Consider the following 21,180-nt stretch of genomic DNA (forward strand, 5'->3'; position numbering starts at 1 on the left):
ACTTCGCACCATGAGCACCGAAGCCGCACGCACGCGCGTCCCCGAAGGCTGGCGCGAGGACAACCGTGCCCTGTGGGACGAGCGGGTCCCCGTCCACACCGCAAGCGCGTTCTACGACCTCGACGGGTTCCGGGCCCGCCGGGACGTCCTGCGCGCCTTCGAGACCGAGGAGGTCGGTGACGTCACCGGGAAGTCGCTCCTCCACCTGCAGTGCCACATCGGGCTCGACACCCTCTCCTGGGCGCACCGCGGCGCCTCCCGCGTCGTGGGCCTCGACTTCTCGGCCCCGGCCGTCGCGGCGGCGCGCGACCTCTCGGCGGGCCTCGGGTACGGGCCCGAGCGGGCGGACTTCGTCACCGGTGACGTGTACGACGCCGCCGAGGCCGTACCCGAACCGGCGTACGACATCGTCTACACCGGGCTCGGCGCCCTGTGCTGGCTCCCGGACATCCGCCGCTGGGCCGAGACCGCGGCCTCGCTCGTCGCCCCCGGCGGCTTCCTCTACCTCGCCGAGTTCCACCCGTTCACCGAGACCCTGGACGACGAGACGGGCTCGCGGATCGTGCGCGACTACTTCTCCCGGGACGCCCAGGTGTACGACGTCCCCGGCACCTACGCCGACCGGGACGCCGCCACCGTCCACAACCGCAGCGTGGAGTGGCAGCACACCGTCGGCGACGTCGTCTCCGCCCTCGCCGCGACCGGCCTGCGCCTGGAGTTCCTGCACGAGCACGACGTCTCGCTCTTCCCGCGGTTCGGGAACTTCGAGGTCCGCGACGGCTACCACCGCTTCCCCGAGGGCCACCCGCGCATCCCGCTGATCTACTCGCTGAAGGCCAGCAAGGTCTGACAAGAGCTGACACCCCCGCCCCGCGCCCCGGCTCGCCGCGGCGGCGCCGTACCGTGGAGGGCGTGTACCGGTTCTTGCTGACACCCCGCTGGTGGGGCATCAACGTCTTCGTGCTGCTCGCCATCCCCTTCTGCATCTTCATGGGGTCCTGGCAGCTGAGCCGGTTCGAGGGGCGGGTGCAGGAGCACCGTGCCGCCACCGAGCAGGCCGCCTCCGACAAGAGCGAGTCCGCACGGCCGCTGGCCGAGATGCTGCCGGTCGACAAGGGCACCTCGGGACGGCGGGTCACGGCGAGCGGCCGGTACGGCAGGCAACTCCTGGTGCCCGGCCGGGAGCTGGACGGCAGAAGCGGCTTCTACGTGCTGACGCTGCTGCGCACCGGCTCCGGCACGGCCCTGCCCGTGGTGCGGGGCTGGCTCCCGGGCACGGCGGACGCGGCGAAGGCGCCCGCCCCGCCGGCCGGCGAGGTCACCGTCACCGGCGCGCTGCAGGCGCCCGAGACCCCGGGGGACAACGGGGTCGGCGCCCAGGGCGGACTGCCCGCCGGGCAGACGGCCGCGATCAGCCCGGCCTCGCTGGTGAACCTGGTGCCGGACAAGCTGTACGACGCCTGGATCACCCTGGACCGGGCCGACGCGGGGATGAAGGCCGTGCCCGCGACCGCGCCGTCGGGCACGGGCCTGGACCTGAAGGCGTTCCAGAACCTCGGCTACACCGGTGAGTGGTTCGTCTTCGCCGGCTTCACGCTCTTCATGTGGTTCCGGCTGCTGCGCCGCGAGGTGGAGTTCCAGCGGGACGCGGCGCTCGGCCTCGTACCGGAGGTACCGGAGCAGGAGGGCGAGGCTTACGACGCCGCCAGCACTCCGGTGTAGTACACCGTTCCCGCGCACGCGTTCGGCACCGTCGCCGTCCCGGACGGGGAGCCCGTCTCTCCGGTGTAGGTGACGAGGACGCTGCCGTCCGTCGTCCCCTCCTCGGTGGTGAGCTGGGTGGTGGTGCCCGACGAGGTGCCGCCGGTGTCGGTGCCACCTCCGGACGTGCTCGCGTCCTGCGAGGGCGAGGGGTCGGGTGAGGGGCCGCCGCTGTCCGAACCGCCGGTGTTGCCGCCCGTGGTGGGGCAGGCGGCGGACGGCACGAAGGCGAACTTCTCGTCGTACGACCCGCCGGGCTGCAGGACCAGGCTGGAGACCGCCGTGGACGGGTCGGGCAGGCCGGTCGCGGCGTCCCCGGACGCGTGCGCGGTGACAGCGATCTTGGTCTGGTCGGCCGCGCCCTGGGCGGTGGCGCTGACCGTGACCCCGCCGCCGACCGTGCAGGGGGTTCCGGAGACGTTGGTCACGCGGAAGGAGCCGTAGACCGCGCCCGCCGGGTCGGGGGCGTCGGTGGTGCCGGTCGTGCCCAGCTGGGCCGACGTGCACGCGAGGATGCCCGCGGTCGCGGTGGCGGCCGGGTTGGTGCCGGCGGTCGAACCGGTGGTGCTGCCGCCGGGCTTGCCCGGCTCGTCGGGCCTGCCGCTGACCGTGCCGGGGCCGGGGGTCGTGCCGTGGGAGCCGACGGTGCCGCCGTCGCCGCCGCCCGCCTGCTTGCTCGGGCCGCCGCTGTCCCGGCTGTCGGAGGACTGGCCGGCCATGGCGGTGTTGGGGTCGGAGCCGCCGGCGTTCGAGACGTGGATGAGGGCCGGGATCGCGGTGCCGAAGAACAGGGCCGCGGCCGCCATGCCGACCGCCGCCTGCCGCTTGCGGGCCCGCCGTGCGGGGACCGCCCGGCGCAGGTGGTCCAGGGTGCCGGAGCGGGGCTCGATGTCGTCGACCGCCGAGTGCAGCAGCCGGCGCAGCGCCTGCTCGTCCGGGGCGAGCCCGTCGAGGGCGGGGCCGGTTTCCTCGGGTCCCAGGTCGCCGAGCCCCTCGGGGCCCTTGTCGTCGGGGACGTGGTTCACAGTTCCGTTCCCAGCGTGCGGTGGCGTGTGCTCTTGCTCGTGCTCTGTCGGTTCGCGCCAGGCGTAGGGCTCGTGGCGTTCATGGGAGAGGCGGTCAGGTGAATCGCCCCCTTCCGAGTGGTCGCTCATGCGCGTGCCTCCATGGCCACGCGCAGCGCGGCGATGCCTCGCGAGCCGTACGCCTTCACCGAGCCCAGCGAGATGCCGAGCGTCTCGGCGACCTGGGCCTCCGTCATGTCCGCGAAGTAGCGCAGCACGAGGACCTCGCGCTGGCGGCGCTGCAGCCCCTTCATCGCCTTGATGAGGGAGTCGCGCTCCAGCTGGTCGTAGGCGCCCTCCTCCGCGCTCGCCATGTCGGGCATCGGCTTGGAGAGCAGCTTCAGGCCGAGGATGCGCCGGCGCAGGGCGGAGCGGGAGAGGTTGACGACCGTCTGTCTGAGGTAGGCGAGGGTCTTCTCGGGGTCGCGGACGCGCTTGCGGGCCGAGTGGACCCGGATGAACGCCTCCTGGACGACGTCCTCGCAGGACGCGGTGTCGTCGAGCAGCAGGGCGGCGAGACCGAGCAGCGAACGGTAGTGCGCGCGGTAGGTCTCGGTGAGATGGTCGACGGTGGTTCCGGCGACCGCGGCGGTCGCGGTGTCCTCCGCGCCGTCGCGCTGGCTGGGTATGCGGGCGGGCCGCGCTGCGGGCATGGGCGCGATCACCGGCATGCCGCCGGCCGAAACGGCCGTGCGGGGCCGGACTGCCGCGCGGGGCGGACGGAGTGCCGCGGTGCCGCGGGCCGCTGGGGACCTCCCCTGCTCGAAGAGCATGGGGGAGAGTTCGAGTACCTCTGCCACGCCAGTTGGACACGTTTACCCCCGCAAGGGTTGTACGTGCCGGACGTCACAAGTGCGACAACCGACGGTGCCTCAAGTGCCGTCATGCGTCCCGCTCTTCCCCTATGTCCCATATGAACGGGCGTCCCCACGCCCCGATCGTGACGTCCCCACGCCAGGATCCTGAGGTCCCGGGTCACCGAAGGTGAGTCCCGGGCCCACCAAGGGTGACGGCAAAGACGCTCCCCGCCCTGCACGCGGTTGCGCGGGGCGGGGAGAAAATCCTCTGTTGCCTTGGTTGCCCGTTCAAGCGATTTGGACCATGGTTCTGGCCACAATTCTTAAAAGGATCCTACAAACGTCTCACCCTCGGGCGGGACCGTCCCCCGTGATCTCGGCCGCCACCAGCTCGGCGATCTGCGCGGTGTTGAGCGCGGCACCCTTGCGCAGGTTGTCGCCGCACACGAAGAGTTCGAGCGCGGTCGGATCGTCCAACGCGCGCCGCACCCGGCCGACCCAGGTCGGATCGGTGCCCACCACGTCGGCGGGGGTGGGGAATTCACCGGCGGCCGGGTCGTCGTACAGGACGACCCCGGGCGCGGTGGCGAGGATCTCGCGGGCGCCGTCGACCGTCACCTCGCGCTGGAAGCGGGCGTGGACGGTCAGCGAGTGCGTGGTGATCACCGGCACCCGCACACAGGTCACGGCGACCGGCAGCTGCGGCAGTCCGAGGATCTTGCGGGACTCGTCCCGCACCTTCATCTCCTCCGACGACCAGCCGTCCTCCCGGAGCGATCCGGCCCACGGGACGACGTTGAGCACGACCGGCTCCGGGAAGGGCCCGGTGTCCTCCCCCACGGCCCGCCGTACGTCACCGGGGGCGGTCCCCAGCTCCGTACCGGCCACCAGGGACAGCTGGGCCCGCAGGGTCTCCACCCCGGCCCGCCCGGCCCCGCTCACCGCCTGGTACGACGACACCACCAGCTCGCGCAGCCCGAACTCGGCGTGCAGCGCGCCCAGGGCGACGATCATCGACAGGGTCGTGCAGTTGGGGTTGGCGACGATCCCGCGCGGCCGGGTCCGCACCGCGTGCGCGTTGACCTCGGGAACGACGAGCGGCACGTCCGGGTCCATCCGGAAGGCGCCCGAGTTGTCGACGACGACCACCCCGCGAGCGGCGGCGACCGGCGCCCACTGAGCCGCGACCTCGTCGGGCACGTCGAACATCGCGACGTCGACCCCGTCGAAGGCCTCCTCGCTCAGCGCCACGACCTCGATCTCCTCGCCGCGCACGGCCAGCTTGCGGCCGGCCGAGCGCGGGGAGGCGAGCAGACGGATCTCGCCCCAGATGTCCGCGCGCTGGGACAGGATCCGGAGCATGACCGCGCCGACCGCTCCGGTCGCTCCCACGACCGCGAGCGTCGGCTTGCCGGTCGGCGCCATCAGCGGCCGGTTCCTCCGTAGACGACGGCCTCGTCGGTGTCGGAGTCGAGCCCGAAGGCGGTGTGGACGGCGCGGACGGCCTCCGGCACGTCGTCGGCACGGGTGACGACCGAGATGCGGATCTCGGACGTCGAGATCAGCTCGATGTTGACCCCGGCGTCGCTGAGCGCCTCGAAGAAGGACGCGGTGACGCCCGGGTTCGTCTTCATACCGGCGCCGACCAGGGAGATCTTGCCGATCTGGTCGTCGTAGCGCAGCGAGTCGAAGCCGATGCCGCCCTTGTTGCGCTCCAGCTCGTCGATGGCCTTGCGGCCGTCGGTCTTCGGGAGCGTGAAGGAGATGTCGGTCAGGCCCGTGGACGCGGCCGACACGTTCTGCACGACCATGTCGATGTTGATCTGGGCGTCGGCGATGGCGCGGAAGATCGCGGCGGCCTCGCCCGGCTTGTCGGGCACGCCGACGACCGTGATCTTGGCCTCGGAGGTGTCGTGCGCGACACCGGAGATGATGGCCTGCTCCACCTTCTTGTCCCCTTGCTCGATCGGCTCGCTGCTGACCCACGTGCCCTGCAGCCCGCTGAAGCTGGACCGGACGTGGATCGGGATGTTGTAACGGCGGGCGTACTCCACACAGCGGTGGAGCAGCACCTTGGAACCGGAGGCGGCGAGCTCCAGCATGTCCTCGAAGGAGATCCAGTCGATCTTCTTCGCCTTCTTCACCACGCGCGGGTCGGCGGTGAACACGCCGTCGACGTCGGTGTAGATCTCGCAGACCTCGGCGTCGAGCGCGGCGGCCAGCGCCACGGCCGTGGTGTCGGACCCGCCGCGCCCCAGCGTGGTGATGTCCTTCTTGTCGGCGCTGACGCCCTGGAAACCGGCGACGATCGCGATGTTGCCCTCGTCGAGCGCGGTCCGGATACGGCCCGGCGTGACGTCGATGATCCGGGCTTTGTTGTGGACCGAGTCGGTGATGACGCCTGCCTGGCTGCCGGTGAACGACTGGGCCTCGTGGCCCAGGTTTTTGATCGCCATGGCCAGCAGGGCCATGGAGATCCGCTCTCCGGCGGTCAGCAGCATGTCGAACTCCCGGCCGGCAGGCATCGGAGAAACCTGCTCGGCGAGATCGATCAGCTCGTCCGTCGTGTCGCCCATCGCGGAGACCACGACAACCACCTGGTTGCCGTTCTTCTTGGCTTCCACGATCCGCTTGGCGACGCGCTTGATGCCCTCGGCATCGGCTACGGAGGAGCCTCCGTACTTCTGCACGACAAGGCCCACGTGCGCTCCTCGCTAGGTATGTCTTTGTCGGCTCAGTCTAACGAGCGTCCGAATTTCCCCTCCGCGATATCGCATGGTGAGACATTCGGGCCACCCGCTCCGGACGCTCACATGCCCAGGCCGGGGGACGTCACGCGGGTAAGTGGGCCGTGTCACATCCAGGCAGGAGAGTAAGTACGACGGCGGTCGCAGTTGAGTACGCGTCTTGAGCGCGGGCGTGCTGGTGGCGTTCGCGCTCGTGGCGGTGAGCTGGCTGCTCCCGCGTACCCGACGTCACCACCACGACCGCATCGCCACGGGCGTCGCGGGCTGCCTGCTCGCCTTCTTCTACGGCAAGGCCGTCATGGCGGTGTCCTTCGCGATCGGCATCGCGCTGTGGCTGAAATACGGCGACTGAGCCCGCGCTCTCGGCTCGGCCGGGGCGGCGTCACTTCCCCCGGCGCATCCCGAGCGGTGCGCCGATCTCCTGCGCCATGACGCGGCCCGCCTCGATCTCCAGGGTCTCGTCACCCACGCCCTGGTCGGTGTCGAGGCCGTCCAGCTCCTCCAGGGGCTGGTTGAGGCGGACGTGGATGAGCACCGACTGGAGGGCACGCAGGACCGAGGACGCCGTCGGGCCCCAGTTGGAGAAGTAGGAGAACTGCCACCACCACAGGGCCTCGGTGGTCCGGCCCGCGCGGTAGTGGGCCATGCCGTGGCGCAGGTCGGTGATGATGTCGGCCAGGTCGTCGGAGATACGGGCGGGCACGGGAGCCTTGCGGGGCTCGTAGGGGTCGAAGACCTCGGAGTAGACGTCGACCGGTTCCAGAAGCCGGGCGAGGTTCTCGCGCAGCCCGTCGACGTCCGGCTCCGGGCCCAGGTCCGGCTCGTAGCGCTCGTCGGGGACGATGTCCTCGTGTGCGCCGAGACGGCCGCCGGCCAGCAGGAGCTGGGAGACCTCCAGGAGGAGGAAGGGCACGGTCGAGCCGGGCTCGTCGCCCCTTGCCACCTCCGTGACGGCCACCAGGAAGCTCTCGACCTGGTCGGCGACCTGGACCGCGAAGTCGTCCGGGTTCTGCGTCGTGGCGTGCAGCGTGGCGTCAGACATCTAGGAGTCGTCTCCCCTCGAAGGCGCGGCCGAGGGTGACCTCGTCCGCGTATTCCAGGTCGCCACCCACCGGGAGGCCGCTGGCCAGGCGGGTGACCTTCAGGCCCATGGGCTTGATCATGCGAGCGAGGTACGTCGCCGTCGCCTCGCCTTCGAGATTGGGGTCCGTGGCGAGGATCAGCTCGGTGACCGTGCCATCGGCCAGGCGGGCCAGGAGTTCCCTGATCCGCAGATCGTCCGGGCCCACGCCCTCGATCGGGCTGATCGCGCCGCCGAGCACGTGGTAGCGGCCCCGGAACTCGCGGGTGCGCTCGATCGCCACGACGTCCTTCGGCTCCTCGACCACGCAGATCACCGAGGGGTCGCGGCGCGGGTCGCGGCAGATGTTGCACAGCTCTTCCTGTGCCACGTTGCCGCAGGTCGCGCAGAAGCGGACCTTCGCCTTCACCTCCAGGAGGGCCTGCGCGAGCCGCTTCACGTCCGTCGGCTCCGCCTGCAGGATGTGGAAGGCGATCCGCTGCGCGCTCTTCGGACCGACGCCGGGCAGCCGACCCAGCTCGTCGATGAGGTCCTGGACCACGCCTTCGTACAACGGACTGCCCTCCTGGAGACCTTTCGGTACGTACGGTAGTTGGCTGCCGCCTGTCCTAGGAAGGCGGTGGGGGTGTCGCGCAGGTGGCGAACACCAGAACGATCAGCAGACCGGTCCGGCGTCAGAACGGCAGGCCGGGGATGCCGGTGCCGCCGCCCAGGCCCTGCGCGAGCGGGCCGAGCTTCTGCTGCTGGAGGTTCTGCGCGTTCTCGGTGGCCGCCTGTACGGCCGCCACGATCAGGTCGGCGAGGGTCTCGGTGTCCTCCGGGTCCACCGCCTTCGGGTCGATCTTCAGCGCGCGCAGCTCGCCGGCGCCGGTCACGGTGGCCTTCACCAGGCCGCCGCCCGCCTGCCCGTCGACCTCCGTGTTCGCCAGTTCCTCCTGCGCGCGCTGCAGGTCCTGCTGCATCTTCTGGGCCTGCTGGAGCAACTGCTGCATGTTGGGCTGGCCACCACCGGGGATCACGATCAGCTCCTGGTTCCTCGTGCGCTCTCCGCTGCTTCTCCGTTGTGCACGAGCCTACGTGGTCTACGCGGCCGTCGCCCCGCCACTCTTTCGAGTGAGAACGGCGGCGGGCGTATACCTGATCAAGGCCCTCTTCCGGGCGGAAAAGATGGGAAAGCGGCCTCTCCGCCACCCATTGGGCGGTAGGAAGGGTGCCTCGCATCGGCATCCAATGTCACGCGATGTGACCGTCCGCGTCCAGGTCGTGTTCCATGCCGTGTTGTTGTGTGCCGGTTCCGTGCCGTGCGTCGGTGTCGAGGGTGTCGAGTTCGGTGTCGAGTTCGGTGTCGTGTCAGTAGGGAGTGCCGGGTGGGTCAGCCGGAGATGCAGCCCGAGGGTCCGCCTCAGGACGGGCGGGGCGAGGGGGCGGCCGGGCCCCGGCCGGGCGATCTGACCGGGCGGGCCTTTCCGCTCGGCGACTGGGGCGAACCGGCCGAGCGGCTGGACGAGCTGTACCGGTGGGTGGAGCGCGGGGCGCTGCAGACCGCGGCCTGGTACCTGGAGGACCGGGTGTGGAAACGGCGGGGCGGGCGGGCCCTGCGGGCCGGGGCGGCGGCGGGGGCGGTCGCCGGGGCAGCGCTGCCGCTGCTGGACCTCACCGGGGTGATCGGCGGAGTCGCCCCCTGGGGATACCTGGCCCTCCTGCTCGCGGTGGCCTGCGTCGGCATCGACCGCTTCTTCGGCGTCACCTCCGGCTGGATGAGGGACGTGGCCACCGCGCAGGCCGTGCAGCGGCGACTGCAGGCGCTGCAGTTCGACTGGGCGTCGGAGAGCGTGCGGGAGGTGCTGGGGCCCGCCGAGGGCACGGCCGGTGAGGCGGCGGAGCGGTGCCTCGGGGTGCTGCGGAAGTTCTCCGAGGACGTGACCGACCTGGTCCGCATGGAGACGGCCGACTGGATGGTCGAGTTCCGCACCGGCTCTGCCCCGCTGGGGATCCAGACGGCGGTGGCGTCCGGCGTGCGTGTGGAGTCCGGAGGCCCGGTGGGCCGCTTCCCCCTGCCCCCGGCCAACGGCACCCGCCCGAACATGCCGCGTCAGCGACCGCCGGAGCCGCGGTAGCGTGCGGCCGGCTTTCCGGCGTTCGACTCACTGCCTGGTGTACGTCAGGCTCTCCCCGCCGCTCGCTTTGGCCCGCCTCAGCCTTCCGTCCGGGAGCAGGGTGACTTCGGTGGCCTCGCCCGGGGTGCAGGAGGAGGCGGGCTCGCCGGAGGTGACGACGGACGGCCCGATCTCCAACGGCCCGTCGCTGCCGGGCTGTTCGGTCAGTGTCGCCTCGAACACGCAGTGGTAGGTGCCGCCGCCGTCGCTGGGTCCGTCGGCTACGAGGGTGAGGATCGCGTCGCCGACCTGCCCCTGTTCGATGGTCAGTTGGCGGGTGTTGGTCCCGTTGGCGTTGTCGATCGTGGTGACCCACGTGCCCAGGTAGCCCGCGGGGACCACGCCGTCCGTGGGGGCGGAGGAGGTGGGGGCCGTGGTCGAGGGGGTGGGGGTGGGGGTGGCCGGCGGGGAGGTGTCGCTCGGGGCGGAGGTCGTGGTGTCGGTCGGGGCGGGGCTGACCGTGCCGCCGGCCTTGTCGTCGCCGCCGTGCTTCATCAGGGCGTAGACCGAGCCGCCGGCGCCCAGGGCCACGACGAGGGCGATGACGACCAGGAGGGCGGTGGAGCGGCCGTTCCTGCGGGTGGGTTCCTGCGGGGTGCCGAAGGGTGGGGGGCCGTAGGGAGGGGTGGGGCCGAGTGAGCCGCCGTAGGGGTTGTACGGCTGGGAGTGGTGCGGGTAGCCGTAGGCGGCGGGGGGCTGCGCGTGCTGGTGGGGGTGGCCGCCGTAGGGGTTCGGGGCGACGTAGGTGGGAGGGGCGGGTGGGGGCGTGGGTGTGGGCGTGGGGGCGATGAGGGTCGGCAGGTGGTCGAGGGGCGGCTGAGCGTTGTCGGGTGCGGGTGCCGGGGCGTGTTCCGGTGCCCGGCCTTCGGCCGGGATCGGGTTCCCACCCGCACCACCCGTACCACTTTCGTCGTCGGGTGCGGGTGGCCCCTGTGGGGCGGACCCGCCGTCGGCGGCCGCGGGTACGGGCGGATGCGATGCAGACCCGCCATGGGCGGACGCGGCTGCCGGTGACTGCGGCAGGCTGGACTGACCATGGGCGGCTGCGGGGGCCGTCGGGCGCGGCGGGATCGAGCCCGCATCGGCGGCGGGGGCCGATGGGCGCGGCGGAACGGAACCGGCGTTGGCGGCCGCAGGGGCAGGCGGGTACGGCGGGATCGGCCCCGCATGGGCCGCGGGGGCCGACGGATGCGGCGGGATCGAGCCCGCAGCGCTGGCTGCGGACGCCGGCGGGCGCGGGGGCATTGAGCCCGAATTGCCAGCTGCGGGCGCCGTCGGGCGCGGCGGAACGGAACCGGCGTTGGCGGCCGCAGGGGCAGGCGGGTACGGCGGGATCGGGCCCGCATCGGCGGCGGGGGCCGACGGATGCGGCGGGATCGGGCCGGGGGCGGAGGCCGCCGGGGTTGATGGGGATGTGGGGGTGGGGAGGTGGGGGGTGGTGTCGGGGTCTTCGGTGTCGAGGAGTTGGACCGCGTGGCGGCCGAGTTGGGCGACCAGGGCGCTGGGGAGCCAGGGGTCGCGGGAGCGGCCGCCGGAGACCGTGTCCTCGGCGCCGGTGCGTTCCAGGATGCGGTCCAGCGAGGGACGGGCGGCCGGGTCCTTCCTCAGGCACTCCCGCACCAGATCCGCGATCCCCTCCGGCACCCCCTCCAGGTCCGGCTCCTCCTGGGCGATCCGGAACATCACGGCGTGCACCCCGCTGTCCATGCCCCCGAAGGGCAGCGCACCGGTGGCCGCGTACGCCAGCACGGACCCCAGGCAGAACACGTCGCACGCCGAGGTGACCCGGTCCCCCCGCACCTGCTCGGGCGCCATGAAGCCGGGCGAACCGATCAGCGAGCCGGTACGGGTCAGCCCGTCCCCCGCCACCGTCTCCAGCGCCCGCGCGATGCCGAAGTCGATCACTCGGGGCCCGTCGATGGTGACCAGCACGTTCGACGGCTTGAGATCCCGGTGCACGATCCCCGCCGCGTGGATGTCCTGCAGCGCGTGCGCGAGCCCGGCCGCGAGGATCCGTACCGACCGCTCGGGCAGCGCCCCGTGATCGTGCCCGACGACCTGCTGCAGGCTCGGTCCGGCGACGTACCCGGTGGCCACCCACGGCACGGCGGCCTCGGTGTCCGCGTCCAGCACGGGCGCGGTCCAGTACCCGCCGACCCGCCGCGCGGCCTCCACCTCCTGCCGGAACCGCGCCCGGAACTCCTCCTGCTCGGCCAGCTCCTGCCGGACCAGCTTCACGGCGACGGTACGACCGCGGTCCGACCGCGCCAGGTACACCTGCCCCATGCCGCCCGCGCCCAGCCGCGCCAGCAGCCGGTACGCCCCGATCCGCTGCGGATCCGCCGGTCCCAGCTTCTCCATGCCCGCCCCGCCTTCTTCCCCCCGGTCGCGCCGCGCCCCCGTGCGCGCGATCCCCTCCGCAAGCACCGGATCGAGAATAGTGCGGCCGCACCGGGAGCCGCCCGGGCTCTGCCTCTACGGTTCCGTAACGGGCCCCGGGCGTCCGTCGGCCCCCGGTCGACGTCCGTCGACGGGACAACCGTCGACAACCTGTCGCGGAAACCGCCCGCGCAGGGAACAGGACGCCGATGTCGCGTCCGCATCCCGGACATTTACGCTCGCCCGCATGACCCCTCAGCCCAATCCCGAAGCCGGCGCCGCAGTGAAGGCCGCGGACCGTGCGCACGTCTTCCACTCCTGGTCCGCGCAGGACCTGATCGACCCGCTCGCCGTCGCCGGCGCCGAGGGGTCGTACTTCTGGGACTACGACGGCAAGCGGTACCTGGACTTCACCAGCGGGCTCGTCTACACCAACATCGGCTATCAGCACCCCCAGGTCGTCGCCGCGATCCAGGAGCAGGCCGCGAAGATGACGACCTTCGCGCCCGCCTTCGCGATCGAGGCGCGGTCGGAGGCGGCCCGGCTGATCGCCGAGCGGACCCCCGGTGACCTGGACAAGATCTTCTTCACCAACGGCGGCGCCGACGCCGTCGAGCACGCGGTGCGCATGGCCCGGCTGCACACGGGCCGCCCGAAGGTGCTGTCCGCCTACCGCTCGTACCACGGCGGTACGCAGCAGGCCGTGAACATCACGGGTGACCCGCGCCGCTGGCCGTCGGACAGCGGCACCGCCGGCGTGATCCACTTCTGGGCGCCGTTCCTCTACCGCTCCCGCTTCTACGCCGAGACCGAGGAGCAGGAGTGCGCGCGGGCGCTGGAGCACCTGGAGACGACGATCGCCTTCGAGGGCCCCGGCACCATCGCCGCGATCATCCTGGAGACCGTCCCGGGCACCGCCGGGATCATGGTCCCGCCGCCCGGCTACCTGGCCGGGGTCCGGGAGATCTGCGACAAGTACGGGATCGTCTTCGTCCTGGACGAGGTCATGGCCGGGTTCGGGCGCACCGGTGAGTGGTTCGCGGCCGACCTGTTCGGAGTCGTGCCCGACCTGATGACCTTCGCCAAGGGTGTGAACTCGGGTTACGTGCCCCTCGGCGGTGTGGCCATTTCACAGAAGATCGCGGAGACCTTCGGCAAGCGCCCCTACCCGGGCGGCCTCACCTACTCCGGGCACCCGCTGGCCTGCGCCGCCGCCGTCGCCACGCTCACGGTGATGGAGGAGGAGGGCGTCGTCGAGAACGCCAGGCGGCTCGGCGAGAGCGTCGTCGGCCCCGGCCTGGCCGAGCTGGCCGAGCGGCACCCGAGCGTCGGCGAGGTGCGCGGCACCGGCATGTTCTGGGCCCTGGACCTGGTGCGGAACCGGGAGACCCGCGAGCCGCTGGTGCCGTACAACGCGGCCGGCGAGGCGAACGCGCCCATGGCCGCCTTCACGGCCGCCGCCAAGAAGAACGGCCTGTGGCCCTTCGTGAACATGAACCGCACCCACGTGGTGCCACCGTGCAACGTGACGGAGGCCGAGCTGAAGGAGGGCCTCGCGGCCCTGGACGCGGCCCTGAGCGCCGCCGACGAACACACCGTGTAGACACCGTGCAGGCCGTCACACCGCGTGACGGAACGACGGCTGCCGCCGCGCGGACTCGAACGCGTAAGGTGACGTGCTCGTAAGAACTCGCAGGAAACCAGGAAACAGGCGAGAACGTACGAGTACGTCCCCTTCGCGTGAGGAGAGTCCCGGACCATGCCCGGCAACGGCGCCGTGACGCGCAGCACCCTGCGCCAGCAGATCGCCGACGCGCTGCGCGACGAGGTGCTGGCGGGCCGCCTGACACCGGGCCGGGCGTTCACCGTCAAGGAGATCGCCGAGCAGTACGGCGTCTCGGCGACCCCGGTCCGCGAGGCGCTGGTCGACCTGTCCGCGCAGGGCATCCTCGAGGCCGACCAGCACCGCGGCTTCCGCGTCCCCGAGTACTCCCTCGACGACTACCGGGGCATGATCGAGGCGCGCAGCCTGGTCACCGACGGCATGTTCCAGAGCCTCGCCGGCGGCCGCCGCTCCGCCTTCGCCGACACCGGGGACCCGCGTACCGCCGCCGCGCTGACCGCGGTGCGCCGGCGCGGCGAGGAGGCCCAGCGGGCCGCGGCGGCCGGTGACCTCACCGTGCTCATCGGCTACGACCTGCGCTTCTGGCGCGAGCTGAGCGGTCTGTTCGGCAACCCCTACCTCTCCGACTTCCTGCACCGGCTGCGGGTGCAGTCCTGGGTGTGCGCGGTGCAGCACCTGCGCCGGGTGCCGGACGTGCGCGGCCGGCTGTGGGCCGGGCACACCGAGCTGGTCGACGCGCTGACCCGGCGGGAGACCGAGGCGGCCCGGGCGATCGTGGCCGCCGCCAACGCACACTCCCTGGAGCTGCTGGAACGCCTGACCAATGGGTAAGTCACGGTTACCCTTCCCAGACACCCACTGTGTGCGTGTACGCGCGCGTGCGTACCGACGCGAGCCGATGCGAGGAGCTCTCTTTGGCCTGTGACCTGTGGCTGGTACCGCTCGTCGACGTGTTGTGCCACACCCCGGACAACCCGTTCGCCGAGGAACTCGCGCACTACAACAACGCGCTGGCCGCGGCCGGGCTCCCGCCGGTGCCGGTGTACCAGTACATGCCGGGCCTGTCCGGCGAGGTCGCCCCGGTGGCCGGTTTCGACTACGACGCGCTGCATTTCCTGCGCCGGGTCTATCTGCTCCAGGTCTGCCGGCTGCCGGTGACCCCGGTGGACGAACTCGGCGGCGACTACGAGCAGTTGCTGGAGATGTTCGAGTCCACCGCCCAGCAGTCCCACCTGGTCTGGCACTACGACCACGCGGGCGCGTACGTCCCTGTCGACTTCCCGCAGCCGCTGTCCAGCGACGAACTCCTCGCGGGCGGCGGCCCGTTGGGCTCCTCGCAGGCGCTGCTGCGCGAGCTGGAGTACGTCGCCCCGTCGATCGGCATCGATCCGGCGAACCCGCCTGCGGCGCCGGAACCGCCCTCCGCTCCCACCGAGTTGGAGGAGCCGGCCGTCCCGGCGCCGTACGACCCCAGCCCCTTCGCCCGGGAACGCCATGTGTGGCTCGGCCTGCACGCGGCGGCGACGCGGTCGCTGGCGCAGGGCTCGATGATCGTGTTCAGCTGACGGCGCTCGCGGAGCCGGCCCGGCTCTCTCCCGAGCCGACCCTTTGCAGTGCGAGCACATGCTCCTATCATGGGCGGGAGAGGCGATGGAGGAGATCATGGTCCGCGCGGCGACGAACCCTGGCGACATGTGCAACAGCCTGGCGCTGCGCAAGGCGGCGCGGTACCTCGGCGCGACGTACGACAAGGCCCTGGCCCCGGTCGGCCTTCGCGGGACGCAGTTCAGCATCCTGCAGAGCCTGGCCGCACGCGGGGAGACGACGATCAGCAGCCTCGCCGAGTCGATCGCCATGGACCGGACGACCATGGCCTCCAACCTCAAACCGCTGGCGCGCGAGGGGCTGGTGACCGTCGAGCCCTCGGCAACGGACCGCCGCGCGCGGATCGTCACGATCACGGCGGAGGGACGCTCCCGGCTGAAGGCGGCGCTGCCGCTGTGGCAGGACGTGCAGCACCGGTTCGAGGAGAGCTTCGGAGCCGACGAGGCCGCCCGCCTGCGCACGGCCCTCGAAGCGGTGCTCGAGACCGGTTTCACACCCTGGGCCGAGTGAGGCGTCGGCCTGTCGGGCCCGGAACACCGGGCTGAGCCGGGTTGCCGTACAGCAAATACGCGCATATGCTCGTAAATCACCCCCACGGCATCCCCGCGTGTCCGTTCCGATCACGCCGCATGCCCTTCCCCCCAGAAAGTGATGACATGGAACGCCCTGTCGCAACCGCCCCGGAGCACGAGCAGGCGGCGCCCGCAGTGGCCACGCCGTCGCCCCGTCCGCACCGGATCGTCCGTCACCGACCGCCGGTGCGGGCCTGGCTCCAGCCCGTGGTGATCGCGCTGATCGTCGTGGCGGCCTTCGTCACCTGCTACGTCGGCCTGCAGCGCAACCCCCAGCCCCACCAGATCCCCATCGCCGTCACGGGGTCCGCACTGCCGGGCGAGATCGGCCAGGCTCTCGGCGACACCGTCGAGGTTCATCCGGCCGCGAGTGCCCAGGCCGCGCGCGACGCGGTGCAGCACCACGACGTCGACGCCGCGGTCGTCGGCGGCGGCCCGCACCGGCTGCGCCTGGAGATCGCCGGGGCCGCCGGCACGTCCACCACGGCGGCCGTGAAGACCCTCGTGGGCGCCTACGCCCACGGTGCGCACAAGCACGTCACCATCGAGGACACCGTTCCGCTGAGCCACTTCGACGCCCGGGGACTGGCCGGTTTCTACATGGCCTTCGGGGTGACGCTGGCCGGTTTCGTCCTCGGTTCGAACGTCCTCGGCCTGGCCGGTCTGCTCCGCCTGCGCCACCGGTTCCGGGTGCTCGGCGGCGCCTCCGTGGCCATCGGCGCGCTCGCCGCGATCATCGCCGGCCCGGTCATGGGATCCGTCCCGGCCCCCGTGGCGCCGCTGATCGTCACCCTCGCGTTCCTGGCGGCCGCGGCCTCCTTCACCACGAAGCTGCTCGGCACGTACTTCGGCCCCCTCGGGATCCCCGTGGCCACGCTTCTGCTGCTCACGGTCGGCAACGCCACCAGCGGTGCCACCATCGGCCCCGATCTGCTGCCCGGCACGGCACGAGCCGTCTCCGCGCTGCTGCCGCCCGGCGCCGCCGTGCGCGCGGTCAGCGACCTGAGCTACTTCGGCGGTGCGCACGCGGTAGTCCCGGTGCTCACGCTCGTCGCGTGGACCGCGGGCGCCGGCCTCCTCCTCGGCCTGCACGCCCGGCTGGCGAGGCGGCGCAGCGCTGCCGCACCGGCCCTGTCAGCGCCCGCGTAGCCGGGGGCGTCAAGGGGGGTGTCATGTGGATCAGGCCGACCGTGACTCACGGTGCGGGCCGGCAGACCGGGCCAGCGAGGCGACCTGGTGCCGGCCCGTGCCGCGTGTTTCGGCCCCGGGTCACTCCTCGTGTCGGCGCCCATGGAGACAGCCTCCTCCGATCGGCGCCCATGGAGACCTCCCCGTCCAACTCCCGCGCACAGAAAGAAGCACTGCGATGCCGGCCGCATCGCAGTGCTGTGTGGCCATGTCGCTACGAGGTCTGCGCGAGGTGGCGGCGGAACCAGTCGACGGCCGCCCCGCTGGACTCCTTGAACCCGGACAGGTAGGGGTCGAAGTGGCCGCCGGGCAGCAGCACCAGGCGCTTCGGCTCCAGGGCGCGCTCATAGGCGGCCAGGGCCAGGTCGGTCACCGTGATGGTGTCGCGCTCGCCGACCACGAGAAGCAGGGGCGTGGGCGAGACCCGGCTGATCCAGACGCCGGGCTCGTACATCCGGGCGGCGCGCGTGGAACGGACGGTCACCTGGTTCTCCCAGACTCCCGGGGGAGTCGGCTGGAGGTAGAAGTCGATGGCGTCCCGGGCGCGGTAGGAGGCCGGCACGGCGGGGTCGTCGCTGACGATCGCCTGCGTACGGAGCGGCTCGCCGCGGAACTGAGCCCGCTCGTCCTCGGCGAACGACTCCTCCAGACCGGCGACGGCCTCCGGCGGGACGCGGCGCAGGCCCTGCTCGTATCCGCTGATCGTGGGCACCTGCGCGACCACACAGCGCAGGCGCCGGTCGGTGGCGCCGAGCACGATGGCGTGGCCCCCCGCGTAGCTGGTGCCCCACAGGCCGATCCGGCCGGCGTCGACCTCGGGCCTGCTCTCCAGGAAGGAGACGGCGCGACGCCAGTCGGCGATCTGCCGCCAGGGGTCCACGTCGCAGCGCGGGGAGCCGTCGCTCGCGCCGAAGCCCCGGTGGTCGTGCACGAGCACCACGAAGCCGCTGTCGGCGAAGGCCTCGGCGAAGCGCTCCAGCCCGTGCTCCTTCACGCCCGCGTAGCCGTGGGCCATGGTGATCGCGGGGTGGGGGCCGGGGCCGTCCGGGAGGTACAGCCAGCCGCGCAGCGTGACGCCGCCCTCCGCGGGGAATTCGATGTCGGTCCGGTGTGTCATGGCTGGTTCCTCTCGCGGCACTGCCTATCGGTCGCCGTCGTGGAAGTGGGTCGGGTCGATGCGCCCCCGCAGGCGCTCGCGCATCTCGACGGAGAAGCGCAGTACCGCGCCGAGCGGCCGGTGGTGGATCGCGGCGCGGACGATCCGGCCGTCCTCGTCCTTGGTCAGGACGGTCACGCCCTGGATGCGCAGGCCACCGAACGCGGTCGCCTCCCACTCCAGGTAGGTGCGCGGCCCCCGGGTGGCCTCGTGGGTGAACGCGAGGCTCTCGTAGATGCCGCTGGCGGTGGCCATCACCTGTTTGACCTGGTCGCGGCCCTCGACCGGCCGGGTGAGTGTGGTCGCTTCGAGCACGACCTCCTCGGCGAACGCCTCCGCGAAGGAGTCCGCGGACTTCCCGGCGAAGGCCGTCGTCCACGGCTGCGCCCGCACGCCGCTCTTCGTGATGCCCGCGGGCAGCGCCTCGGCGAGGAACGCGCCCAGGAGCGCGGCGACGGCGGCCGGGCGCTCGATGTGCGCCCAGTGCCCCGCCTCGTCGACCGTCGCGGTCTCGGCCCGGCCGAACCGCTCCAGCACGCCCCGCTCGACCAGTTCCGCGGTGGCGAACGTGTCGCAGGCGCCGCGGACGACCAGGACGGGCCCGGGGTAGCGGCTCGGCTTCTCCCCGTCCGGGTGGCCGGTGTTCCAGGCGTCCACCAGAGCGCGCACCACGTCGGGACGCATCCGGCCGCCGACGACCCCGAGCCGGTCGAGGTCCGCCTCGCCGATGCCGCGGGACAGCTGTGTCCGGGCCGCACGCTGGGCACCGGGGTCGCCGCCCAGCGCGTAGAAGGATTCGAGGACGTCGTCCGGGAGGTGGGTGCCGGCGAGCGGGACGGGCGTCAGCAGGACCAGGCCGCGTACCCGCTCCGGGCGCGTCGCGGCGACGAGTTCCACGATCAGCGTGCCCAGGCTCTGGCCGACCAGCACCACCGGCTTGCCGAGGGAGTCCACGACGGCTCGGACCTCGGACGCGAGCCGGTCCAGCGTGAACGGGCCGTCGGCCTCGGTGCGCTCCCCGTGCCCCGCCAGGTCCAGCTGGACGGTCTCCACGTCCTGGCTGGTCAGCTCCTCGATGACGCCGTCCCAGACGTGCTGGTCGTCGAGGAAGCCGTGGACGAGGACGACGGCCCGGCTCCCGTTGCCGTTGCGGCGGAATCTGACGTCCGAATCGGCGATGCGCTCGGTCTTCACGCGGCCGACTCCTTCCCGGGGGCCGAGGTGGATCCGGACGGGGACCACTGGGCCGTGTCGATGGGGGACCACTCGGTCGCCCGCCCGTCGAGGCGCTCCATGCGCCGTCCCTCGTGCGCGTCCACCACGCCCTCCTCGAGCGGAGTGGTGAAGACGTTGTCGACGAGGGTGTACTCGGCGGCGAGACGGCCGATGACGGGGAGGGCGGCGGTGTCGACGCGTCCGCGCTCCAGGTAGAGGTCGTCCCTGATGTGGAACCGCACGACCTCGCCCCATACGACGTGGTCGTGTGTGTCGCCCACCGGGATGATCCGGTTCACCACGCACTCGAAGGAGATCGGCGCCTCCTTGATCCGGGGCGCCCGGACCACCTCCGACGGTGCCTTCTCCAGGCCGAGTTCCGCGAACTCGTCCACCGAGCTGTCGAACTCGTAGGCCGAACGGTGCAGTTGGTCGGCCAGGGGCAGGACCGCCAGGTTGGTCACGAACTCGCCCGTGTCCTGGATGTTGACGAAGGTGTCCTTGAGGGTCACCCCGTCCGAACGCGGCTGCAGGGAGATCGAGATCATGGGCGGCTTGCGGCCCACCGCGGTGAAGAAGGAGATCGGTGCGAGGTTGCCGACGCCGTCCGTGGAGACGGTGCTCACCCATGCGACCGCACGGGGAAGGATGCTCCCGATCAGCAGCTTGTACGCGGCTGTGGCGTCGATGCCGGTTCCGTCGATGATCATTTTCGGTGCTCTCCATCGTCGGGTCGATGGGTCGGCGTGACCGGGGCCACTGAGACGACCCTCCGTTGATACAACCGTAATGCTTATACCTCTGTCAGGCAATGCATTCGGTGCGTCGGTCATCCCTTGGCGGACCTGGCCGAGCCCCACAGCGCCCCCTGGTTGACCCGGCCCGGGTGGCGCTCGAGCATGCCGCGGTAGAGGTCGAGGGTGGTCGTGGTGCGCTCGGCGACCTCCTCGAAGTCCTGGATGTAGCGCCGGGTCTCGTCGATCGCCCTCGGGTCGTCCGGCAGGCCGGGGTTCTTGTGTCCCGCGACCACCGCCCGCGGGTCGAGCGAGGCGACGGTGTCCAGCGCGTCGAGCCACGCCCGGCGGCCCTCGGCGGGCGACTCGGCGAGGTACAGGTGGACGTCGTTGTAGACGGCGTCACCGGCCACGACCAGGCCGATCGAGGGCACGTGCAGACAGGTGGTGTCGTCGGTGTCCGTGTGCCCGAGACCCACGACGACGAGGTCGCTGCCCTCCAGGTCCAGCCGGTCGGCGGTCAGCGGCTCCGCGGCCACGATCCGCTCGGGCATCTGACCGGGGAAGCGCTTGTCCCAGTACGACGCGATGAACTCCGGCGCCATCTGCTTCTCCATCTGCTCGACCACGGCCGGCGTCGCGACGGCGCGCGCGTCCGGGAAGCGCTCGAGGAGGGTGCCCAGGCCGAACCAGTGGTCACCGTGTCCGTGGGTCACGTAGACGGTGGTGAGGTTCTTGCCGCTCGCGGCGACCCACTCGGCCAGCCGGCGGGCCTGCTCGACCGTCATCAGCGCGTCGACCAGGACCGCGTCGCGCTCGCCCGTGATCAGCGTCGCCGTGGTCGGCGACCACATGCGGCGGTCGAGGTCGGGCGGCAGGTCCGCGATCTCCGTGGGGATCGGCGGCGCCACGTGGACGCTCCAGCTCAGCGTTGCTCCGGACATCGTTGCTCCCTCAGGTCGGCCAGGCGGTGCACGCCCGCATTACGACATAGACAATCGTCACACACCTCTTTCGAAAATGGCGAGGGCGCACACGCGACACGATAGAAGTCATCGCGTTACGCTTCTTTCATGCCGCATCGGTCTCGCTGAAGGAGGC

21 protein-coding genes are annotated in these 21,180 nt (G+C 71.9%); 9 read left to right on the top strand and 12 right to left on the bottom strand.

Annotated elements, in window-relative coordinates:
- Window positions 1-10 precede the first annotated feature (10 nt).
- Complete coding sequence (locus ABZ865_RS16305; protein ID WP_361230169.1) at window positions 11-850, top strand: class I SAM-dependent methyltransferase; 840 nt, start codon at window positions 11-13, stop codon at window positions 848-850.
- A gap of 62 nt (window positions 851-912) precedes the next feature.
- Window positions 913-1,722: an SURF1 family protein gene (locus ABZ865_RS16310; protein ID WP_361230172.1), complete on the top strand. Its 810-nt coding sequence runs from the start codon at window positions 913-915 to the stop codon at window positions 1,720-1,722.
- On the opposite strand, the gene ABZ865_RS16315 is transcribed toward ABZ865_RS16310, so the two are convergent.
- The 4 genes from ABZ865_RS16315 to ABZ865_RS16330 form a co-directional block, all read right to left on the bottom strand.
- Window positions 1,695-2,786 carry a hypothetical protein gene (locus ABZ865_RS16315; protein ID WP_361230175.1) on the bottom strand — a complete coding sequence of 364 codons (1,092 nt, stop codon included), beginning with the start codon at window positions 2,784-2,786 and terminating at the stop codon, window positions 1,695-1,697. The two genes, ABZ865_RS16310 and ABZ865_RS16315, sit on opposite strands and share 28 nt — an antisense overlap.
- Window positions 2,787-2,911: 125 nt before the next feature.
- A complete protein-coding gene (locus ABZ865_RS16320) occupies window positions 2,912-3,598 on the bottom strand; it encodes a SigE family RNA polymerase sigma factor (RefSeq protein WP_361231181.1) in 687 nt (228 codons plus the stop codon).
- A 369-nt stretch (window positions 3,599-3,967) separates the two neighbouring features.
- Window positions 3,968-5,047: an aspartate-semialdehyde dehydrogenase gene (locus ABZ865_RS16325; RefSeq protein WP_361230178.1), complete on the bottom strand. Its 1,080-nt coding sequence runs from the start codon at window positions 5,045-5,047 to the stop codon at window positions 3,968-3,970.
- Window positions 5,047-6,324, bottom strand: a complete 1,278-nt coding sequence (locus ABZ865_RS16330) for an aspartate kinase (RefSeq protein WP_361230181.1) — start codon at window positions 6,322-6,324, stop codon at window positions 5,047-5,049. Before ABZ865_RS16330 ends, ABZ865_RS16325 begins: the two co-directional genes overlap by 1 nt.
- A 205-nt stretch (window positions 6,325-6,529) precedes the next feature.
- Here ABZ865_RS16330 and ABZ865_RS16335 point away from each other — a divergent pair, with 205 nt between their 5' ends.
- The gene (locus ABZ865_RS16335; protein WP_361230184.1) at window positions 6,530-6,721 is read left to right on the top strand and encodes a hypothetical protein; all 192 of its coding nucleotides are present in this window, start codon (window positions 6,530-6,532) and stop codon (window positions 6,719-6,721) included.
- A 30-nt stretch (window positions 6,722-6,751) separates the two neighbouring features.
- Here the strand turns inward: ABZ865_RS16335 and ABZ865_RS16340 are convergent, their stop codons facing one another.
- The 3 genes from ABZ865_RS16340 to ABZ865_RS16350 form a co-directional block, all read right to left on the bottom strand.
- Entirely contained in the window at window positions 6,752-7,411 is a 660-nt protein-coding gene (locus ABZ865_RS16340; RefSeq protein ID WP_361230187.1) for a DUF5063 domain-containing protein, read from the bottom strand.
- Window positions 7,404-8,003 (bottom strand): recombination mediator RecR, encoded by a 600-nt coding sequence (recR, locus tag ABZ865_RS16345; RefSeq protein WP_031164801.1) that lies wholly within the window; start codon window positions 8,001-8,003, stop codon window positions 7,404-7,406. Before recR ends, ABZ865_RS16340 begins: the two co-directional genes overlap by 8 nt.
- Before the next feature lie 121 nt (window positions 8,004-8,124).
- Complete coding sequence (locus ABZ865_RS16350) at window positions 8,125-8,469, bottom strand: YbaB/EbfC family nucleoid-associated protein (RefSeq protein WP_361230191.1); 345 nt, start codon at window positions 8,467-8,469, stop codon at window positions 8,125-8,127.
- A gap of 348 nt (window positions 8,470-8,817) precedes the next feature.
- Here ABZ865_RS16350 and ABZ865_RS16355 point away from each other — a divergent pair, with 348 nt between their 5' ends.
- Window positions 8,818-9,567, top strand: a complete 750-nt coding sequence (locus ABZ865_RS16355; RefSeq protein WP_361230194.1) for an SLATT domain-containing protein — start codon at window positions 8,818-8,820, stop codon at window positions 9,565-9,567.
- 27 nt (window positions 9,568-9,594) lie between these two features.
- Here ABZ865_RS16355 and ABZ865_RS16360 read toward each other — a convergent pair whose 3' ends face one another.
- Window positions 9,595-11,967: a protein kinase gene (locus ABZ865_RS16360; protein WP_361230197.1), complete on the bottom strand. Its 2,373-nt coding sequence runs from the start codon at window positions 11,965-11,967 to the stop codon at window positions 9,595-9,597.
- Between the two features lie 265 nt (window positions 11,968-12,232).
- Here ABZ865_RS16360 and ABZ865_RS16365 point away from each other — a divergent pair, with 265 nt between their 5' ends.
- The 5 genes from ABZ865_RS16365 to ABZ865_RS16385 all read left to right on the top strand — a co-directional run bounded on the left by ABZ865_RS16365 (window position 12,233) and on the right by ABZ865_RS16385 (window position 16,935).
- Entirely contained in the window at window positions 12,233-13,588 is a 1,356-nt protein-coding gene (locus tag ABZ865_RS16365; protein WP_361230200.1) for an aspartate aminotransferase family protein, read from the top strand.
- A 156-nt stretch (window positions 13,589-13,744) separates the two neighbouring features.
- Window positions 13,745-14,440 (top strand): GntR family transcriptional regulator, encoded by a 696-nt coding sequence (locus ABZ865_RS16370; protein WP_361230203.1) that lies wholly within the window; start codon window positions 13,745-13,747, stop codon window positions 14,438-14,440.
- An 83-nt stretch (window positions 14,441-14,523) separates the two neighbouring features.
- Window positions 14,524-15,174 (top strand): hypothetical protein, encoded by a 651-nt coding sequence (locus ABZ865_RS16375; protein ID WP_361230206.1) that lies wholly within the window; start codon window positions 14,524-14,526, stop codon window positions 15,172-15,174.
- Window positions 15,175-15,259: 85 nt separating this feature from the next.
- Window positions 15,260-15,724, top strand: a complete 465-nt coding sequence (locus tag ABZ865_RS16380; protein WP_361230209.1) for a MarR family winged helix-turn-helix transcriptional regulator — start codon at window positions 15,260-15,262, stop codon at window positions 15,722-15,724.
- 146 nt (window positions 15,725-15,870) lie between these two features.
- Window positions 15,871-16,935, top strand: coding sequence for a hypothetical protein (locus tag ABZ865_RS16385; RefSeq protein WP_361230211.1), 1,065 nt, complete (start codon window positions 15,871-15,873; stop codon window positions 16,933-16,935).
- 253 nt (window positions 16,936-17,188) lie between these two features.
- Here ABZ865_RS16385 and ABZ865_RS16390 read toward each other — a convergent pair whose 3' ends face one another.
- The 4 genes from ABZ865_RS16390 to ABZ865_RS16405 all read right to left on the bottom strand — a co-directional run bounded on the left by ABZ865_RS16390 (window position 17,189) and on the right by ABZ865_RS16405 (window position 21,023).
- Window positions 17,189-18,091 carry an alpha/beta hydrolase gene (locus ABZ865_RS16390; RefSeq protein WP_361230214.1) on the bottom strand — a complete coding sequence of 301 codons (903 nt, stop codon included), beginning with the start codon at window positions 18,089-18,091 and terminating at the stop codon, window positions 17,189-17,191.
- A gap of 24 nt (window positions 18,092-18,115) precedes the next feature.
- Entirely contained in the window at window positions 18,116-19,324 is a 1,209-nt protein-coding gene (locus tag ABZ865_RS16395; protein ID WP_361230217.1) for an alpha/beta fold hydrolase, read from the bottom strand.
- Complete coding sequence (locus ABZ865_RS16400) at window positions 19,321-20,055, bottom strand: flavin reductase family protein (RefSeq protein ID WP_361230221.1); 735 nt, start codon at window positions 20,053-20,055, stop codon at window positions 19,321-19,323. Before ABZ865_RS16400 ends, ABZ865_RS16395 begins: the two co-directional genes overlap by 4 nt.
- Window positions 20,056-20,174: 119 nt before the next feature.
- Window positions 20,175-21,023, bottom strand: a complete 849-nt coding sequence (locus ABZ865_RS16405) for an MBL fold metallo-hydrolase (protein ID WP_361230224.1) — start codon at window positions 21,021-21,023, stop codon at window positions 20,175-20,177.
- Window positions 21,024-21,180: the final 157 nt, after the last annotated feature.

The organism is Streptomyces sp. NPDC047085 (genome assembly GCF_040643735.1).
Lineage (GTDB): Bacteria > Actinomycetota > Actinomycetes > Streptomycetales > Streptomycetaceae > Streptomyces.

What these genes read in the sequence shown, in the direction of transcription:
- ABZ865_RS16320 (WP_361231181.1), bottom strand. Translation starts at nt 3,598, where the DNA reads ATGCTCTTCGAGCAGGGGAGGTCCCCAGCGGCCCGCGGCACCGCGGCA.
- ABZ865_RS16340 (WP_361230187.1), bottom strand. Translation starts at nt 7,411, where the DNA reads ATGTCTGACGCCACGCTGCACGCCACGACGCAGAACCCGGACGACTTC.
- ABZ865_RS16370 (WP_361230203.1), top strand. Translation starts at nt 13,745, where the DNA reads ATGCCCGGCAACGGCGCCGTGACGCGCAGCACCCTGCGCCAGCAGATC.
- ABZ865_RS16380 (WP_361230209.1), top strand. Translation starts at nt 15,260, where the DNA reads ATGGAGGAGATCATGGTCCGCGCGGCGACGAACCCTGGCGACATGTGC.
- ABZ865_RS16385 (WP_361230211.1), top strand. Translation starts at nt 15,871, where the DNA reads ATGGAACGCCCTGTCGCAACCGCCCCGGAGCACGAGCAGGCGGCGCCC.
- ABZ865_RS16325 (WP_361230178.1), bottom strand. Translation starts at nt 5,047, where the DNA reads ATGGCGCCGACCGGCAAGCCGACGCTCGCGGTCGTGGGAGCGACCGGA.
- ABZ865_RS16360 (WP_361230197.1), bottom strand. Translation starts at nt 11,967, where the DNA reads ATGGAGAAGCTGGGACCGGCGGATCCGCAGCGGATCGGGGCGTACCGG.
- ABZ865_RS16365 (WP_361230200.1), top strand. Translation starts at nt 12,233, where the DNA reads ATGACCCCTCAGCCCAATCCCGAAGCCGGCGCCGCAGTGAAGGCCGCG.
- ABZ865_RS16390 (WP_361230214.1), bottom strand. Translation starts at nt 18,091, where the DNA reads ATGACACACCGGACCGACATCGAATTCCCCGCGGAGGGCGGCGTCACG.
- ABZ865_RS16400 (WP_361230221.1), bottom strand. Translation starts at nt 20,055, where the DNA reads ATGATCATCGACGGAACCGGCATCGACGCCACAGCCGCGTACAAGCTG.
- ABZ865_RS16305 (WP_361230169.1), top strand. Translation starts at nt 11, where the DNA reads ATGAGCACCGAAGCCGCACGCACGCGCGTCCCCGAAGGCTGGCGCGAG.
- ABZ865_RS16405 (WP_361230224.1), bottom strand. Translation starts at nt 21,023, where the DNA reads ATGTCCGGAGCAACGCTGAGCTGGAGCGTCCACGTGGCGCCGCCGATC.